Annotated in this window: 18 protein-coding genes; 4 read left to right on the top strand and 14 right to left on the bottom strand. The window is 64.1% G+C overall.

The annotated features are described in order from the left end of the window. Nucleotides 1-89 precede the first annotated feature (89 nt). Nucleotides 90-791, top strand: coding sequence for a molybdate ABC transporter substrate-binding protein (gene modA, locus ACK41X_RS02935; protein WP_409719096.1), 702 nt, complete (start codon nucleotides 90-92; stop codon nucleotides 789-791). A 77-nt stretch (nucleotides 792-868) separates the two neighbouring features. Here the strand turns inward: modA and ACK41X_RS02930 are convergent, their stop codons facing one another. The 9 genes from ACK41X_RS02930 to eno all read right to left on the bottom strand — a co-directional run bounded on the left by ACK41X_RS02930 (nucleotide 869) and on the right by eno (nucleotide 8954). After that, nucleotides 869-1093, bottom strand: coding sequence for a hypothetical protein (locus ACK41X_RS02930; protein ID WP_409719094.1), 225 nt, complete (start codon nucleotides 1091-1093; stop codon nucleotides 869-871). A 143-nt stretch (nucleotides 1094-1236) separates the two neighbouring features. Beyond that, nucleotides 1237-2274, bottom strand: coding sequence for a Bug family tripartite tricarboxylate transporter substrate binding protein (locus ACK41X_RS02925; RefSeq protein ID WP_409719092.1), 1038 nt, complete (start codon nucleotides 2272-2274; stop codon nucleotides 1237-1239). Nucleotides 2275-2563: 289 nt separating this feature from the next. Next, complete coding sequence (locus ACK41X_RS02920; RefSeq protein ID WP_409719090.1) at nucleotides 2564-3931, bottom strand: pyruvate dehydrogenase complex dihydrolipoamide acetyltransferase; 1368 nt, start codon at nucleotides 3929-3931, stop codon at nucleotides 2564-2566. 13 nt (nucleotides 3932-3944) lie between these two features. Beyond that, the gene (locus ACK41X_RS02915; RefSeq protein WP_409719088.1) at nucleotides 3945-5369 is read right to left on the bottom strand and encodes a pyruvate dehydrogenase complex E1 component subunit beta; all 1425 of its coding nucleotides are present in this window, start codon (nucleotides 5367-5369) and stop codon (nucleotides 3945-3947) included. Between the two features lie 41 nt (nucleotides 5370-5410). After that, nucleotides 5411-6421 carry a pyruvate dehydrogenase (acetyl-transferring) E1 component subunit alpha gene (gene pdhA / locus ACK41X_RS02910; RefSeq protein WP_409719086.1) on the bottom strand — a complete coding sequence of 337 codons (1011 nt, stop codon included), beginning with the start codon at nucleotides 6419-6421 and terminating at the stop codon, nucleotides 5411-5413. Nucleotides 6422-6574: 153 nt separating this feature from the next. Beyond that, complete coding sequence (locus tag ACK41X_RS02905; RefSeq protein WP_409719084.1) at nucleotides 6575-6892, bottom strand: FtsB family cell division protein; 318 nt, start codon at nucleotides 6890-6892, stop codon at nucleotides 6575-6577. A gap of 74 nt (nucleotides 6893-6966) precedes the next feature. Continuing rightward, nucleotides 6967-7302 (bottom strand): DUF5615 family PIN-like protein, encoded by a 336-nt coding sequence (locus ACK41X_RS02900; RefSeq protein WP_409719082.1) that lies wholly within the window; start codon nucleotides 7300-7302, stop codon nucleotides 6967-6969. 3 nt (nucleotides 7303-7305) lie between these two features. Further along, nucleotides 7306-7542: a DUF433 domain-containing protein gene (locus ACK41X_RS02895; protein WP_409719080.1), complete on the bottom strand. Its 237-nt coding sequence runs from the start codon at nucleotides 7540-7542 to the stop codon at nucleotides 7306-7308. A gap of 134 nt (nucleotides 7543-7676) precedes the next feature. Continuing rightward, entirely contained in the window at nucleotides 7677-8954 is a 1278-nt protein-coding gene (gene eno, locus ACK41X_RS02890) for a phosphopyruvate hydratase (protein WP_409719078.1), read from the bottom strand. A gap of 79 nt (nucleotides 8955-9033) precedes the next feature. On the opposite strand from eno, the gene queF reads away from it, so the two are divergent. Beyond that, the gene (queF, locus tag ACK41X_RS02885) at nucleotides 9034-9489 is read left to right on the top strand and encodes a preQ(1) synthase (RefSeq protein ID WP_409719076.1); all 456 of its coding nucleotides are present in this window, start codon (nucleotides 9034-9036) and stop codon (nucleotides 9487-9489) included. Here the strand turns inward: queF and ACK41X_RS02880 are convergent. From ACK41X_RS02880 to ACK41X_RS02870, 3 genes are read right to left on the bottom strand one after another with little or no spacing between them, the layout of a single operon-like run. Next, complete coding sequence (locus ACK41X_RS02880) at nucleotides 9486-10652, bottom strand: MFS transporter (protein WP_409719074.1); 1167 nt, start codon at nucleotides 10650-10652, stop codon at nucleotides 9486-9488. The two genes, queF and ACK41X_RS02880, sit on opposite strands and share 4 nt — an antisense overlap. 38 nt (nucleotides 10653-10690) lie before the next feature. Further along, nucleotides 10691-11530 (bottom strand): 3-deoxy-8-phosphooctulonate synthase, encoded by an 840-nt coding sequence (gene kdsA / locus ACK41X_RS02875; protein WP_409719072.1) that lies wholly within the window; start codon nucleotides 11528-11530, stop codon nucleotides 10691-10693. 34 nt (nucleotides 11531-11564) lie between these two features. Continuing rightward, on the bottom strand, nucleotides 11565-12431 hold the full coding sequence (locus ACK41X_RS02870) for a VOC family protein (protein WP_409719070.1): 867 nt from the start codon (nucleotides 12429-12431) through the stop codon (nucleotides 11565-11567). 198 nt (nucleotides 12432-12629) lie between these two features. Between ACK41X_RS02870 and ctaD the strand changes: the two genes are divergently transcribed. Both ctaD and ACK41X_RS02860 read left to right on the top strand, forming a co-directional pair. Next, nucleotides 12630-14255 (top strand): cytochrome c oxidase subunit I, encoded by a 1626-nt coding sequence (gene ctaD / locus ACK41X_RS02865; RefSeq protein ID WP_409719068.1) that lies wholly within the window; start codon nucleotides 12630-12632, stop codon nucleotides 14253-14255. A 145-nt stretch (nucleotides 14256-14400) separates the two neighbouring features. After that, nucleotides 14401-14649, top strand: a complete 249-nt coding sequence (locus tag ACK41X_RS02860) for a LysR substrate-binding domain-containing protein (protein ID WP_409719201.1) — start codon at nucleotides 14401-14403, stop codon at nucleotides 14647-14649. Here the strand turns inward: ACK41X_RS02860 and ACK41X_RS02855 are convergent. Both ACK41X_RS02855 and secG read right to left on the bottom strand, forming a co-directional pair. Continuing rightward, nucleotides 14612-16240, bottom strand: a complete 1629-nt coding sequence (locus tag ACK41X_RS02855) for a CTP synthase (protein WP_409719066.1) — start codon at nucleotides 16238-16240, stop codon at nucleotides 14612-14614. The two genes, ACK41X_RS02860 and ACK41X_RS02855, sit on opposite strands and share 38 nt — an antisense overlap. 125 nt (nucleotides 16241-16365) lie before the next feature. After that, nucleotides 16366-16758 carry a preprotein translocase subunit SecG gene (secG, locus tag ACK41X_RS02850; protein ID WP_409719064.1) on the bottom strand — a complete coding sequence of 131 codons (393 nt, stop codon included), beginning with the start codon at nucleotides 16756-16758 and terminating at the stop codon, nucleotides 16366-16368. Nucleotides 16759-16850: the final 92 nt, after the last annotated feature.

The raw sequence follows: 16850 nt of genomic DNA, 5'->3' as shown, positions 1-16850 counted from the left end.
TAGTCTGTAAAGAAAATATGTCACGGAGTTTCGCCATGCGCCGGATCGCCTCAACCGCACTTGGCGGTTTGTTTGGAGCGGTAGCGACGATGGTGTTAGCCGGAGCGGCATTTGCCGCAGACGTGACGGTCTTGTGTACACAGGCGCTGCGGACCTCGCTGCTGGAGCTTGCGCCGCGCTTCGAGGCCGCGACCGGTCACAGGGTCAATCTGGTCGTGGCGCCGTCCGGCCAGCTTGTGAAAAAGGTGCAGGCCGGGGAGACCGCCGATCTCCTGATCGCCAATGCCGAGAACATCGACGCGCTGATCGCGGCCGGCAAGGTCACGGGCCCGCGCAGCCAGATCGCGCGCGCGCAGGTCGGCCTGTCGATCAAGGCCGGCCAGAAGCGGCCGGACATCTCGACGCCCGACGGCGTGAGGCGCGCGCTGCTCGATGCGCGGGCTGTGGCCTATTCCGCCGGAGGCCTGAGCGGTAATGCTTTCGAGAATGTGCTGACGAAGCTCGGCATTGCGGAAGAAGTGAAGGCCAAGGCCAAGAACGCCTCGCCCGCGGCCAGACTCGTCGTTTCCGGCGAAGCCGATCTTGCCGTACAACAGATTTCCGAATTGATTGCAGTGGAAGGCGCGGAGCTGCTCGGCCCCCTGCCCGGCGAACTCGATCAGGTCACGCAATTTTCGATGGGCGTGCTGTCGGATGGCAAGCAGAAGGAGGTCGCACGCGCGATGCTCGACTATCTGCGGACGCCCGACGCCCAAGCGGTGATCAAGGCCAAGGGGCTGACGCCGGGCTGAGCGCGGAAACCGCGTCGCGGCCGACTGAGCGCAATCAGCGCCGAAGTGGCGCACAATGCGACGCCTTGGCGGCACGGTTATTCCGCCCGCGTCCCCCGGTCGCGCAAGACAAGAACGCGCACGATCCATTCGACCAATGTCAGGGCGAGGGCAACCGCCACTGCGAAAGCGACGAGGTAGAGCGTGATCCCCTGCGTCAAGCGATTGGTCGAAAACAGGTCGCTGAGCAGACTGAGGCCCGGCGGAGAAACCGCGAGCGCGACAGACAGAAGCGGGACGATCCAGGGCCAGCGCGTCTTCATGACGGCGTATCTCAAAAGACCACAATCATAGCGTCATGGATTTTCAAATTGGCCCCGTGGCCGCACGGTCGCATAATCCGTCGCGCCCTTGCGGCATGGTTTGCGCCGGGCAGCGGCTGCAAGCCCGGCGCACCGTTTTCTGACTATTGCACGATCAGCTTCAGATCCTCGATCACCGGTTTCACGCGGGAAATCTGCTCCTTCAGCATCTTGCGCATTTCGTCCTGAGTGGAACCGCCCGGCTCGGCACCGACCATTTCCATCTTTGCGCGCACATCGGGATTTTTGACCGCTGTCACGATCTCCTTGTGCAGACGCTGCACGATTGCGTCCGGTGTGCCGGCCGGTGCGAAAAAGCCGTTCCAGCCCTGCAATTCAAGGAAAGCGAAGCCCTGTTCCCGGACCGTCTGGATGTCCGGAAGCGCCGGCGACCGCGTCGAACTTAGGACGGCGAGCGGCCGCAATGCGCCGGATTTTGCATGCTGCAACGAGGTCGAAAGCTGGTCGCCGCCGAACTGGATGCGCCCCGACAGCAGTTCCTGCACCATCGGCGCAGCGCCGCGGAACGGCACATGGTCCATCTTGATCTGGGCGTCGCGCTTGAGCAATTCGCCGGTGAAATTCATTACGCTGCCGGGGCCGGTCGAGCCATAGAACAACGGATCCTTGGAGGTTCTGGCGAGAGCGACGAATTCCTTCAGATCCTTGGCCGGTACCGATGGGTGCGCCAGCAGCAGCATCGGCACATAGGCGCCGACCGAAATCGGCACGAAGTCCTTTTCGATATCGTGGCGCGAGCGTCCGGCATATTGCAGCGATGACGTCGTGGTCGAAAATGTCAGATTGTGAAACAATAATGAATAGCCGTCCGGCGCCGCGCGCGCGATCTGTTCGGCGCCGATCGAGCCGCCGGCGCCGCCGACATTCTCCACCACGAAGGTCTGACCCATCGACTCGCCCATCTTCTGCGTGATGAGCCGCGCCAGCATGTCGGTCGTGCCGCCGGCCGGGAACGGAACCACCACGCGGACCGAGCGGGTGGGATAGTTGGCCTGCGCGAACGCCGCCGGAGCGGTCATCGTGAGCGCCAGAGCGAGGCCCGCGAAACCGGATAGCAGAAATGAAGCGTTGAACTTGCGGCGGTGCAGCGAGCGAACGACGGTCGCGCCTTCTTGAGTCACATAGACCTCCCTTCAGTTGAACGTTTACTCCCGATGCGTCCGGATTCGATGTCCGGATCGATCTTGCATGATTCATCATGCGAGTTTTCCGCCGCACAACAAGACGGAATGCAAGGTCGCCTGAAGAATTCAGGTGGAACCGGTTTTGCAGGTCGAACCATGTGCGGTTACACGCAGAGTGAACCCGGAACATCTCCGCGGAACAAGCATTCATGCCGTGCAGGCGCGGAGACTATCGGCGCCGGAATCCGGACCGCGAGACCGGCGACGATGCACGGGTCCGACCGCGTCACACCACCATCATCACCGGATTTTCGATCAGCGTCTTGAAGGCGACCAGAAGCTCGGCGCCGAGCGCGCCGTCGATGGCGCGGTGATCGCAGGACAGCGTCACGCTCATCATTGTCGCGGCGACGATTTGCCCGTTGCGCACCACGGCGCGCTCCTCGCCGGTGCCGACCGCAAGAATCGACGATTGCGGCGGGTTGATCACGGCGGTGAAGTCCTTGATGCCGTACATGCCAAGATTCGACACTGAAGATGTGCCGCCCTGATATTCGTTCGGCTTGAGCTTCTTGGCCTTGGCGCGCGCGGCGAGATCCTTCATCTCGTTGGAGATGGCCGACAGCGTCTTGAGTTCGGCCTTGCGGATGATCGGCGTGATCAGGCCGAACGGGAGCGCCACGGCCACCCCGATGTCGGAATGCTTGTGGCGGAGCATCGCGGCCTCCGTCCATGACACATTGGCTTCCGGCACCTTCTGCAGCGCCAGCGCCAGTGCCTTGATGACGAAGTCGTTGACCGAAAGCTTGTAGAGCGGCTTGCCCTCCGCAGTCTTGCCGGCAGCGGCATTGATCTCCTCGCGCGCCGCCGCGAGCTTGCCGAGATTGCAATCCACCGTCAGGTAGAAGGTCGGCATCGCATTGGTCGCGGCGGTCAGACGCTGCGCGATGGTGCGGCGCATGCCGTCATGCGGAATGCTCTCGTAGCTGCCCGGCTCGTAGAGGCCGAGGATCTGCTGATCGCTCATGGCGGGAGCGGCGACTGGCGCCGTCGCGGCGCTCATCGGCGCACCGGCCGCAGGTGCGGCTTTCATCGCCTTGCCGGATTTGGCCGCGTCGATGTCGCGGGCGATCACGCGGCCGTGCGGACCCGAACCCTCGATGCGCGCGATGTCGAGACCGGCTTCCCTCGCGAGCCGTCGCGCGAGCGGAGACGAGAAGATGCGGGCGTTGCCATTCGCTTTAGGCGATTGCTGCGGATCGGCGGGCTTGGACGGCGCGGGTGTTGCAGCCGTGCCTGGCGTGGCTGACGCCTTGGGTTTGTCGTCGGCTTTCGTTTCGGCCTTTGCTTCGGGTTTGGGCGCTGCGGCCGGGGCTGATCTCGCCCCGCTCGCCGCGGCCTTCACGTCTTCACCGTCGCCGGCCAGTACCGCGATCACCTGATTGACCGGCACATCGGCGGTGCCTTCCGGGACCAAAATCTTTGCCAGCGTGCCCTCGTCGACGGCTTCCACCTCCATGGTCGCCTTGTCGGTCTCGATCTCGGCGATCACATCGCCGGACTTGACGGCGTCGCCCTCCTTCTTCAGCCACTTGGCGAGATTGCCCTTCTCCATCGTCGGAGAGAGCGCGGGCATCCGGATGTCGATCGGCATCGCGTGCGCTCCGCTAGCGATAGGTCACGGCTTTCGCCGCATCGACGATCTCGGCGACCGACGGCAACGCGAGCTTTTCAAGATTGGCGGCGTAAGGCATCGGCACGTCCTTGCCGGTGATGCGCGTCACCGGCGCATCGAGATAATCGAATGCCTTTTCCATCACGCGGGCGGAAATCTCGGCGCCAATGCCGTTCTGCGGCCAGCCCTCCTCCACCGTGATGAGCCGTCCGGTCTTTTTCACCGAAGCGATGACGGTGGCGTCGTCCAGCGGACGCAGCGTGCGCAGGTCGATGACCTCGGCATAGATGTGCTTCTTGGCGAGTTCCTCGGCGGCCTTCAGCGCATAGGTCATGCCGATCGAGAACGACACGATGGTGACGTGATTGCCCGGCCGCACCACCTTGGCCTTGCCGATCGGCACCAGATAATCCTCGAGCTTCGGCACCGGGAAGGACTGGCCATAGAGGATTTCGTTTTCGAGGAAGATCACCGGATTGGGGTTGCGGATCGCCGACTTGAGCAGACCCTTGGCGTCGGCCGCGGTGTATGGCGCGACCACGATCAGGCCCGGAATGTGCGAATACCAGGCCGAATAATCCTGGCTGTGCTGGGCGGCAACGCGCGCCGCGGCGCCGTTCGGTCCGCGGAACACGATCGAGGCGCCCATCTGCCCGCCGGACATATAAAGCGTCTTGGCCGCCGAATTGATGATCTGATCGATCGCCTGCATCGAGAAATTGAAGGTCATGAACTCGACGATCGGCTTCAGCCCAGCCAGCGCCGCGCCGACGCCAAGGCCGGCAAAGCCGTGCTCGGTGATCGGCGTATCGACCACGCGCCGCGCGCCGAATTCCTGCAGCAGCCCTTGCGTGACCTTGTAGGCGCCCTGATATTCGGCGACCTCCTCGCCCATGACGAAGACCGTCTCGTCGCGGCGCATCTCCTCGGCCATCGCGTCCCGCAAGGCTTCGCGCACCGTCTGCGTCACCATCTCGGTGCCGTCCGGCACGTCGGGTTCAGGCTCGTCCTGCGGTTTCGGCGGAGCGGCGACCGCGGAGACCGGCTCGCCCTTCTCGACAGGCTGCTCGGAGTCCGGCGCGTCTGGTGCTTTGGACTCCTCGAATTCTTCGCGCGGAGCCGCAGCGGACCTCGTCGCGGCTGCGCCGCCCGCCTTGATCGCGGATGCGTCCTCGCCATCGCCGAGCAGGACCGCAATCGGGGTATTCACCGCGACATCGGCGGTGCCTTCCGGGACCAGGATCTTGCCGAGCGTGCCCTCGTCGACCGCCTCGACTTCCATGGTGGCCTTGTCGGTTTCGATCTCGGCGATGACGTCGCCGGATTTCACCGCATCGCCCTCCTTCTTCAGCCATTTGGCAAGGTTGCCCTTCTCCATCGTCGGCGAGAGCGCGGGCATCAGGACATCAATCGGCATGGACGCTCTCTGTGAGCTTGCAATTGGGCGTTAGCGAAACGTCAGCGCAGCACATCGGTGTAAAGCTCGGACGGATCGGGCTCGGGATCGACGGTGGCGAATTCGGCGGCTTCGTTGACGACGCCGCGGACATCGGCATCGATTTTCTTGAGCTCGTCCTCGCTCGCCCATTTGTTTTTCAGAAGACGCTGGCGCACCTGTTCGATCGGATCCTGTTCCGAGCGCACCTTCTCGACTTCGTCGCGGGTGCGGTATTTCGCCGGATCCGACATCGAATGGCCGCGATAACGGTAAGTCTGCATCTCGAGGATATACGGGCCGTTGCCGTCGCGGCACCATGCCACGGCCTTGTCGCCGGCCGCCTTCACCGCGCGCACGTCCATGCCGTCGACCTGCTCGCCCGGAATGTTGAACGAGGCGCCGCGCTTGGAAAAATCCTGCTGCGCGGACGAGCGGTGCACCGCGGTCCCCATGGCGTAGCGGTTGTTTTCGATGATGTAGACGACCGGCAGCTTCCACAGCTCGGCCATGTTGAAGCTTTCATAGACCTGACCCTGATTGGCGGCGCCGTCGCCGAAATAGGTCAGGCAGACATTGTCGTTCTGGCGATAGCGGTTGGCGAAGGCCAGGCCCGTGCCGAGCGAGACCTGCGCGCCGACGATGCCGTGGCCGCCATAAAAGGCCTTCTCCACGGAGAACATGTGCATCGAGCCGCCCTTGCCCTTGGAATAGCCGCCGCGGCGTCCGGTCAGTTCGGCCATCACCCCCTTGGGATCCATGCCGCAGACCAGCATGTGACCATGATCGCGGTATCCGGTGATGACCTGGTCGCCCTCCTTCAGAGCCATCTGCATGCCGACCACGACCGCTTCCTGGCCGATATAGAGGTGGCAGAAGCCGCCAATCAGACCCATGCCGTAGAGCTGGCCGGCCTTCTCCTCGAACCTGCGGATCAGCAGCATGTCCCGGTAGGCGGACAATTCCTGATCCTTGGAAAACTCGGCGCGTGCGGCCGGCCCCTCGGCGGCGACAGTCTTTTTGGCTACAGCCATCTGGAATTCCTTGGCGCTGCCCGCGCTTTGCTCGGTTTTGGGATCACTTACCCGAATTCGCGGCCCGATTAAAGCGCGCCGCATGTCCTGTGCGCAACGCAGATTGCGGCGAAATGCCTGAGGCGCATGAGGAAATTTCGACCGCCCGCCGCGTTATCGCGGCTTGACCATCATCACGAGGTCATGCGGATGGGCAAGGTTGATGAGCTGCCGCGCCTGCTCGTCGAGGGTATCCGGATCGATCTTATCCGGACGCAACAGCGAAACCCTGCGCTCCCAGAGGTTGCGCTCGGCCTTCAGCCGGTCGCGCTCGGCGGTCAGTTCCGCCATTTGCTGCTCGATCTGGTGACGGGCATGCAGACCGCGTTGCCCGCTGAAGGCATGGAAGCCGAAATAGCCGATCATCGCCGCGGCCACGATATAGAGGCCGAGCGCCGTCAGGATGCCGCGTGCGCGTCTGCGCGAGACCATTGCGGCAAGATGCGCGGGCGATGTTAAGGGCGGATTAATGGAGGGGGGCGCCATGGCATTCGCCCGCGCGCTGCTTACTGCGGTATGACTTCGATGACGCCCTCACCCCGGTCGACGGCCGCGATAACGAGGTCGAGCGATCCGGTGATCCGATCGATCAATGAGTTGGTGTCGCAATTGCCGAGCCGCAGCCAGATGATTTGCGGTCCAGATTGTTTGGCGACGCGCAAAGTCACAAAGTCGCGATCTTTCGTGATCAACGCTGCCCGCCGAACCAGGGCCTGCTCCCAGATCACATCGTCCTTGGCGGTCGCGAGACCAGGTTCGAAAACATGGGTCGCGTCGTGGCCTAGTTCCTTCAGGCGATGTGCCAGGCGCGGGGGCAATTGCGCATCGACCAAAACGCGCAAGTTCTACTCCGCGGCGATCACCGGATGATCGGCCTGCTCGGCAGCGAAGACGAGCGCGGCGTCGATGTCCGCTGTCTCCAGATAGGGATAGTCGCGCAGGATCGCCTCGCGGCTCATGCCTGCCGCCAGCATGCCGAGGACATCGCCGACCGTGATCCGAAGGCCGCGGATGCAGGGTCGTCCATGCATCCGGTCGGGATGCACGGTTATGCGCCTGAGGAGTTCGGTTGCACCCGGCATATGTCGGCTCCACCAATCAGCCTAGCACAGATTGTCTCTTCTCGCACGTTCCCGTCAGCCACAGCCGTCTACGAGGGCCGTCGGTTTGCGCGGCCGGTGGCGAATTCCGGCGTGCGCGTAAGGTTACCCAAAGTTCACGCCTTCAGCGCCGCACGCCCCGGATAGATCGCCTGCGAGCCAAGCTCCTGCTCGATGCGCAGGAGCTGGTTGTATTTCGCGGTGCGGTCGGAGCGTGCCAGCGAGCCGGTCTTGATCTGCCCGCAATTGGTCGCAACCGCGAGATCGGCGATCGTGGCGTCCTCGGTCTCGCCGGAGCGGTGCGACATCACCGCGGTATAGGCCGCCTTGTGCGCCATCTCGACCGCCGCCAGCGTTTCGGTCAGCGTGCCGATCTGGTTGACCTTGACCAGGATCGAATTGCCCATCCCGGTCTTGATGCCGTCGGCGAGGCGCTTGACGTTGGTCACGAACAGATCGTCGCCCACGAGCTGGCACTTGCCGCCGATGGTTCTGGTCAAAAGTTTCCAGCCGTCGAAATCGTCCTCGGCCATGCCGTCCTCGATCGAGGCGATCGGATATTTGGCAACCAGCTGCGCCAGATAGTCGACCTGCTGCTCGATCGAACGGGTCTTGCCTTCGCCTTCGTAAGCGTAGGCGCCGTTCTTGAAGAATTCAGTGGCGGCGCAGTCGAGCGCGAGCAGCACGTCGGTCCCCGCCTTGAAGCCCGCCTTCTCCACCGCCTGCATGACGAAATCGAGCGCGGCTTCCGCGCTCGGCAAGTTCGGGGCAAAGCCGCCTTCGTCGCCGACATTGGTGTTGTGGCCGGCCGCCTTCAGCGCCGCTTTCAGGGTGTGGAAAATTTCTGCGCCCATGCGCAAGGCTTCCGCGAAGGACGCGGCGCCGACCGGCATCACCATGAATTCCTGGAAGTCGATCGGATTGTCGGCATGGGCGCCGCCATTGACGATATTCATCATCGGAACGGGCAGCGTGCGCGCCGAGGTGCCGCCGACATAGCGGTAGAGCGGCAGGCCGCTCGATTCCGCGGCGGCCTTCGCTGTCGCAAGCGATACGCCGAGCAGCGCATTGGCGCCGAGCCGCGCCTTGTTCGGCGTGCCGTCGAGCGCGATCATGGTTTCGTCGATGCGGACCTGATCCTCCGCATCCATGCCGCCGATGGCGTCGAAAATCTCGCCTTCGACCGCCTCGATCGCCTTGGTCACGCCCTTGCCGAGATAGCGCGCCTTGTCGCCGTCGCGCAGTTCCACCGCCTCATGCGCGCCGGTCGAGGCGCCCGAGGGCACGGCGGCGCGGCCGAGCGAACCGTCCTCAAGCAGGACGTCGACCTCAACGGTGGGATTGCCGCGGCTGTCGAGAATTTCGCGGCCGACGATATTGACGATGGCGGTCATGAGGCATTCCGGCTGGGTGGCTTTGGCCGCCGCTTGTACAGGATGGACCTGCCTGCGCAAGTCGCGCTAAGAGCCCGCAATGGCACGCAAAACCAAACTCCAGCTCGGCAAACCGACACGGCTTCCGGCGTCGCCCGACGAAGCGCAGCTCGACCGGGTGCCGAACCCGCATGCCGACACGCATTACGTCGCCCGCTTCGTGATGCCGGAATTCACCGCCCTGTGTCCGATCACCGGCCAGCCGGACTTCGCGCATTTCGTCATCGACTATGTTCCGAACCGCTTCCTGCTCGAGTCGAAGTCCCTAAAGTTATATCTTAATTCATTCAGAAACCATGGCGGCTTCCATGAGGAATGCACTGTTTCCATTGGAAAAAAGCTGAATGCACTACTCCGGCCGCGGTGGCTGCGGATCGGCGGCTATTGGTATCCGCGCGGCGGCATGCCGATCGATGTTTTCTGGCAGGCGGGCAAGCTCCCCAAAGGGGTCTGGGTGCCCGACCAGGGCGTCGCGCCCTATCGCGGGCGTGGCTAGACGGGAGGCTGCGGCGTGCGCCGCAGCGTCCGGGAGCACAGATACCCGACCAGCGCGATGAGCACCGCGCCGCCGATCAGCAGCGGTGTTTTGCCGATCGTCGCAAAACCCGCGCCATAAACGATCGGGCCGGCCGCCTGGCCGAGAAAGAACGACATCGAATGCATCGCCATGGCCGATCCGCGCGCCTGCGGCGCGAGCTCGGTTGCGAAGACCTGAATGCTGCCATGCAGCCAGTAGAAGCCGAAGCCCAGCAGCACGAAGTTCGCAAATTCCAGCGGCCATGGCAGCCGCAGCGTCAGGATCAGCAGAAACGCCGCCATGATCAGGCCGCCGCCCAACATCAGACGCCGTTCGCCGAGCGTGGCGAGCAGAAAGCGCACCATCACGGTGTAGAGCACGGCACCGATGCCGAAGCCCGCCAGCACGAATCCTGCGATCGAGGCGCGGGTCTCGCCGGCGTCGGCAAGAATGGCCGCCATGTAGGGGAAGATTCCGAAGACCAGTAGCGATTCGACGAACACCGCCCCGAAGCAGATTTTGGCATGGGGATTGGCGAAGATGGCGCGGTAATTCGGACCGATGGTGGCGAGATCGAAGCCGGGCGGCGTTTCTTTCGGAACCTTGCGAAAGCCGATCAGCGCCGCAGCGGTCACAATGAGCCCGAGCAGGCCGGTGACGACAAACACCGCGCGCCAGCCGGCGAGGTCGCCCACCACGCCCGCGAGCGAGGCGCCGAGCAGGTTTCCGGTCATGGTTGCTGCGAGCAGACGGGAAATCGCGACCTGGCGCTGCGCCACCGGGATGCGGTCGCCCGCATAGGCGAGCGAGATCGGAAAAATTCCGCCCGAGGCGATCCCGGCGGCGATGCGGGATACCAGCAGCACGGTGAAGTTCGGGGCGGTCGCGCTGACGGCCGCCGACAGCACCAGCACGACCAGGCTGATGCTCATCAGCCGGGTCTTGCTCATCATGTCGCCGAGCGCCCCCAGCAGCGGCTGCACCAGCGCGTAGGGCAAGGCGAAGGCCGTGGACAGAAGGGCCGCCGTTCCGATCTGGACCAGGAGGCCGTCCGCGATCAGCGGAACCACGGGATCGACCGACCGGGTGAACAGCGAGGTGACGAAGACGATCAGCGCGATGATGGCCAGTTCGCGATTCATGAGTGGCTTTCGCGGGGCCTGCCGGGCGGTGCGTGCGGTCAGTTCTTGGCCAGGCGGTCGAACGCCATCAGTGTCTTCAACAAGGGTTCGAGATCCTTGAGCGCGATCATGGTCGGCCCGTCCGACGGCGCGCGGTCCGGATCCTGATGCGTTTCGATGAAGACTCCGGCGACACCGACAGCGACCGCGGCGCGGGCCAGCACCGGCACATAGTCGCGCTGCCCGCCGGACGCGGTGCCCTGCCCGCCCGGCTGCTGCACCGAATGGGTCGCGTCGAAAATCACCGGCGCGCCGGTCTTTGCGAGTTCCGGCAACGCCCGCATGTCGGAGACCAGCGTGTTATAGCCGAAAGACACCCCGCGCTCGGTGACCAGCACCCGCGCATTGCCGGCATCGGTGATCTTCGCCACCACATTTTTCATGTCCCAGGGCGCGAGGAACTGGCCCTTCTTGACGTTGACCGCGCGCCCGGTTTTTGCGGCGGCGATCAGCAAATCCGTCTGCCGGCACAGGAACGCCGGGATCTGCAGGATGTCGACGGCTTGTGCCGCGACCGCGCATTGGTCGATCTCGTGCACATCGGTCAGCACCGGCAAACCGAGCGAGGCACGGATTTCCGCGAAAATCGGCAGCGCCGCCTCAAGGCCGATGCCGCGCGCGGCCTTGCCGCTGGTGCGGTTCGCCTTGTCGAAGGACGTCTTGTAGACGAGGCCGATGCCGAGCCGGCCGGCCATCTCCTTCAGCGCGGCGGCCATCTCCAGCGCATGCGCGCGGCTTTCGAGCTGGCAGGGGCCGGCGATCAGCGCCAGCGGCAAGTCGTTGCCGAAGCGCGCCGTGCCGACATCCACGACCGGGTTCGGGATCAAGGGCTGGTCCATGCGTATCCGACCATGCGCCGCGGCCGCGCCGGAATCAATCTGCGGCTTCGAATACGAGGGCAGCGCCCAGCGCCTGATCGGGCGGTACCACAAGGCGGCCCATATGCCGGATCGGGCTGAATGCTCCCGACGACAGACTGGCCTGCGTCGCATTCATGTCGGACGACCTCAGCCGCAGCGCCGCAAGCCGTCCGCCGCCCGAAATGTCGGGCGCTGCGAGGCCGAACAGATCGGAATACGCGGCCGGCGTCACCGCCTGGATGTCGCCGCGCGGCGTCGCCACGGTGATGCCCGCCGACGACGACAGCAATTCGCGCTCGCCGGCAAAGGCCGAGAGGAAGATGTGATGGTCGCTCGGATTGTCGGCCACCATGACGACGCCGCCGACGCCGGTCACGCCATTGGCGTGGCGCTGCCAGGCCGGGTTCCAGAAATTGTCCGGATGATGCTGCTGGCAGACCGCGAAATTGTGGGCGGGCGCGCGGCCGTCGCGGGCGAAGGCGAGCGAGAATGCGACGGTCATCGGCGAACCGTCCGGCCGTTTGCCTTCGCGTTCGAACCGCATGACATCGGATGCTGCGATCCGCGCCGCGGCAAAGGCGCGCGCATCGGCGGCCGCGTCCCGGCTTTCCAGCATCAGCAGCGAAAAGCCTTCGGCCGTTTCCAGAAAGCGGCGATTGAAGTCACCGAACAGCGTCGAGAATCCGTCATCGCCGAGCTTTTCAGGTTCGGCGACCGTCAGCACTTCGATGAAAAATCCGGGAAGCTGGACGACGTGGTTATGCGTGCCCCAGGAATGGCGGTTGCGCGCACCCACGGTGAAACCGAGCCGGCGATACATGCCCGCACCGGCATCGAGGTCGCGCACCGCATGGACGATATGATCGAGTCCCCTTGCCATGGCCCCGGCAGTCCTCCCACCCCAAAAAAAACATCGGCGAACCCCTGTTCCGGCCCGCCGCCACCGGACGTGCATATAAGCGAGGATTCGAACGCGGGCGAGACACTGTCCGGAACACCTTGATCTAGATCAAGGTCTCCACCCCCGCCTGTCCGCCCAATTTGGTGTGAGCGTAACGATGCCATTCCGGGGGAAAAGGTGGACGCCAGAACAATCGACAAGCCGCATGCCTACGATCCGCATGCCAACGATACCCACGATCATCCGACCGGATGGCGCCGCTGGGTCTATTCGACCAACCACAAGGATATCGGCACGCTCTATCTGATCTTCGCCATTGTCGCGGGTGTGGTCGGCGGCATTCTCTCGATCGGCATGCGGCTCGAATTGCAGGAGCCGGGCATGCAGATCTTTTCAAGCGCCCACATCTTCAATGTGTTTGTGACCGCGCACGGGCTGATCATGGTTTTCTTCATGGTCATGCCGGCGCTGATCGGCGGGTTCGGCAACTGGTTCGTGCCGATCATGATCGGCGCACCTGACATGGCATTCCCGCGCATGAACAACATCTCGTTCTGGCTGCTGCCATCGGCGCTCACCTTGCTCGTCATTTCGCTGTTCGTCGAAGGCGCGCCGGGCGAAAATGGCGTCGGCACCGGCTGGACCGTCTATGCGCCGCTGGCCACATCCGGCCATCCCGGACCGGCCGTCGACTTCGCGATCCTGTCGCTGCATATCGCCGGCGCCTCCTCGATCCTCGGCGCCATCAACTTCATCACCACCATCTTCAACATGCGCGCGCCGGGCATGACCCTGCACAAGATGCCGCTGTTCGTGTGGTCGGTGCTGGTGACCGCATTCCTGCTGCTGCTGTCGCTGCCGGTGCTGGCCGGTGCCATCACCATGCTGCTGACCGACCGCAATTTCGGCACGACTTTCTTCTCACCGGACGGCGGCGGCGACCCGCTGCTCTACCAGCACCTGTTCTGGTTTTTCGGACACCCGGAGGTCTATATCCTCATCCTGCCCGCCTTCGGCATCATCAGCCAGATCGTCGCGACCTTCTCACGAAAACCGGTCTTCGGCTATCTCGGCATGGCTTATGCCATGGTCGCGATCGGCGCGATCGGATTCATCGTCTGGGCGCATCATATGTACACGGTGGGCATGAATACCGCTTCGCAGGCCTATTTCGTGGCCGCCACCATGGTGATCGCGGTGCCGACCGGCGTGAAAATCTTCTCCTGGATCGCGACCATGTGGGGCGGTTCGATCCAGTTCAAGACGCCGATGATGTGGGCGATGGGCTTCATCTTCCTGTTCACCATCGGCGGCGTGACCGGCGTCGTGCTCGCCAATGCCGCCGTCGACCGCGCCTTGCACGACACTTACTATGTCGTGGCGCATTTCCACTACACGATGTCGCTCGGCGCCACCTTCGGCATCTTTGCCGGCTGGTATTACTGGTTCCCGAAAATCACCGGATACATGTATTCGGAGACGCTCGGCAAAGTGCATTTCTGGCTCGCCTTCATCGGCGCGAACCTGATCTTCTTTCCCCAGCACTTCCTCGGCATGGCCGGCATGCCGCGCCGTATCGCCGATTATCCGGATGCCTATGCCGGCTGGAACTACATCTCGTCGATCGGCTCGTATGTGTTCTTTGCCGGGTTGTTGGTGTTCTTCTACGCCGTGATCGCCGCGTTCCGGAGCAGGGTTGTGGCGGGCGACAATCCCTGGGGCGAAGGCGCCACCACGCTGGAATGGACGCTATCCTCGCCGCCGCCGTTCCATCAGTTCGAGAGATTGCCAAGGATCAGGTGATTGATGCGGCCACTGTGTCCCAGGATCCGGTGGCCGCAAGCCTCGGCGACAGCTCGGGAGCGGTCCAGCGCAGCAGGACCGCATCGCGGCCCAGCCGCGCGGGCGGCTCGTGGTGAACACGGCGGACGTTGCCATCGCTGCCGCGATCGCGGGGCACGGGCTGACGCGCGTTCTGTCCTATCAGATCGCCCGCGAGGTCGCGGCGGGGCAGCTCACGATCGTGCTTGCGGAGTTCGAGCCGCCGCCATTCCCGGTTCACATCGTCCACCGATCCGGCCGCCGCGCCAGCGCACGGGTGCGCGCCTTTGTCGATTTTGCGGCAGAGCGTCTGCGAAGGGATGCGGCGCTGAACCCCGTCACACCAGCCGGCTCTGCTCCACCGCCGCCCCGATGAACGACGCAAACAGCGGATGCGGCTCGAGCGGCCGCGATTTCAGCTCGGGATGAAACTGCACGCCGACGAACCAGGGGTGGTCCTGATACTCGACGATCTCGGGCAGAACACCGTCCGGCGACATGCCGGAGAAGCGCAGGCCGTGCTGTTCCAGCCGGTCCTTGTAGGCGGTATTGACCTCATAGCGATGGCGGTGCCGCTCCGATATTTCCGTCGCGCCGTAAATGTCGGCGACGCGGCTGCCGCGCGCGAGCGCAGCCGGATACGCTCCGAGCCGCATGGTGCCGCCGAGATCGCCGCCGGCGGCGCGCTGTTGCAACTCGTTGCCCTTCAGCCATTCGGTCATCAGACCCACGACCGGCTCCGGCGTCGGACCGAACTCCGTCGAATTGGCGGTTTCGATGCCGCACAGGTTTCGCGCCGCCTCGATCACCGCCATCTGCATGCCGAAGCAGATGCCGAAATAGGGTACGGCGCGCTCGCGGGCGAACTGCGCCGCCCTGATCTTGCCTTCCGCGCCGCGCTGGCCGAATCCGCCCGGCACCAGGATGCCGTTGACATGTTCCAGGAACGGCGTCGGATCCTCGTGCTCGAACACCTCCGACTCGATCCAGTCGAGATTGACCTTCACGGTGTTGGCGATGCCGCCATGGGCGAGCGCCTCGATCAGCGACTTATAGGCGTCCTTCAGACCGGTATATTTGCCGACGACCGCGATCGTCACCTGGCCTTCCGGATTGCGGATCCGCTCGTTGATCACTTGCCAGCGCTTGAGGTTGGGCTCCGTCTTCGCGTCCATGCCAAAGATCGACAGAACTTCGGTATCGAGTCCTGCGGCGTGATAGGCCTCGGGCACCGCATAGATATTGTCGACGTCGCGTGCCTCGATCACCGCGGTCTCGCGCACATTGCAGAACAGCGCGAGCTTGCGCCGTTCCTCCGGCGGGATCGGCCGGTCGGTGCGGCACAGGAGAATGTCGGGCTGGATGCCGATCGAGCGCAGCTCCTTGACCGAGTGCTGGGTCGGCTTGGTCTTCAGTTCGCCGGCGCTCGGAATGAACGGCAGCAGCGTCAGGTGGATGTAGAGCGCGTCGCCGCGCGGCAATTCGTTGCCCAGTTGCCGGATCGCCTCGAAGAATGGCAGGCCCTCGATATCGCCGACGGTGCCGCCGATCTCGCACAGCACGAAATCGTAGCCGTCATTGCCGTCGCGGATGAAATCCTTGATCGCGTTGGTGACATGCGGCACCACCTGGACGGTGGCGCCGAGATAATCGCCGCGGCGTTCCTTGGCGATGATGTCCTGATAGATGCGCCCGGTCGTGATGTTGTCCTGCTTGTTGGCGGGACGGCCGGTGAATCGCTCGTAATGGCCGAGATCGAGATCGGTCTCCGCGCCGTCGTCGGTGACGAACACCTCGCCGTGCTGATACGGCGACATCGTGCCGGGATCGACATTGAGATAGGGATCGAGCTTGCGCAGGCGCACCTTGTAGCCGCGCGCCTGAAGGGTCGCGCCGAGCGCCGCCGATGCGAGCCCCTTTCCAAGCGAAGATACCACGCCGCCGGTGATGAATACGTACCGCGCCATGGGGCTCAACCTTTAGTCCGCCGCATTCGATTCGACGAGGGGCAAGCCCCACGCGCCTTGGGATAACCTGCCAGGATATACCTGCAAAGCCGAAGGGCCGGTCAACCGGCCCGGCCCTTCAGGGATTATTGCGATTGCGGGACTTGAGGCCCCGCGGGTTGCGGCGGCTGCGCCGGCCGCTGCAACTGGTCGAGCACACCGCCGGATCCCGAACCCAAGGGCGGCATCTGCCCGCTCGGCGCCGGCACCGACGGTCCGGCCGGCGTGCCCGTGTCGAGGATCGAGGTTGGCTTGCGCTCATGGCCGGCGAGCCACGACAGCAGCAAACTGGTGACGAAGAACGCCGCGGCCAGATAGGCGGTCGACCGGCTCAACAGATTGGCGGTGCCGCGTGCCGACATGAAGCCGCCGCCACCGCCGCCCATGCCGAGCCCGCCGCCCTCGGAGCGCTGCAGCAGCACGAGGCCGATCATGGTCAGCACGATGAGCAGATGAATGACGATTACCACGGTCTGCATGCGTCAAATCCTGATGCGTCCAATGCTCGCTTCCATTCCGGCTTGGCCCCGGCCGGGACGCTTGTGTCGAGCTGGCATATAGGGAATGCGGG

Origin of the sequence: Pseudorhodoplanes sp. (assembly GCF_046289595.1) — a bacterium.
In the GTDB taxonomy this organism is placed as follows: Bacteria; Pseudomonadota; Alphaproteobacteria; order Rhizobiales; family Xanthobacteraceae; genus Pseudorhodoplanes.
Note: the sequence above shows the minus strand (reverse complement) of the source record. Positions and strands in the feature narration are given on the sequence as shown.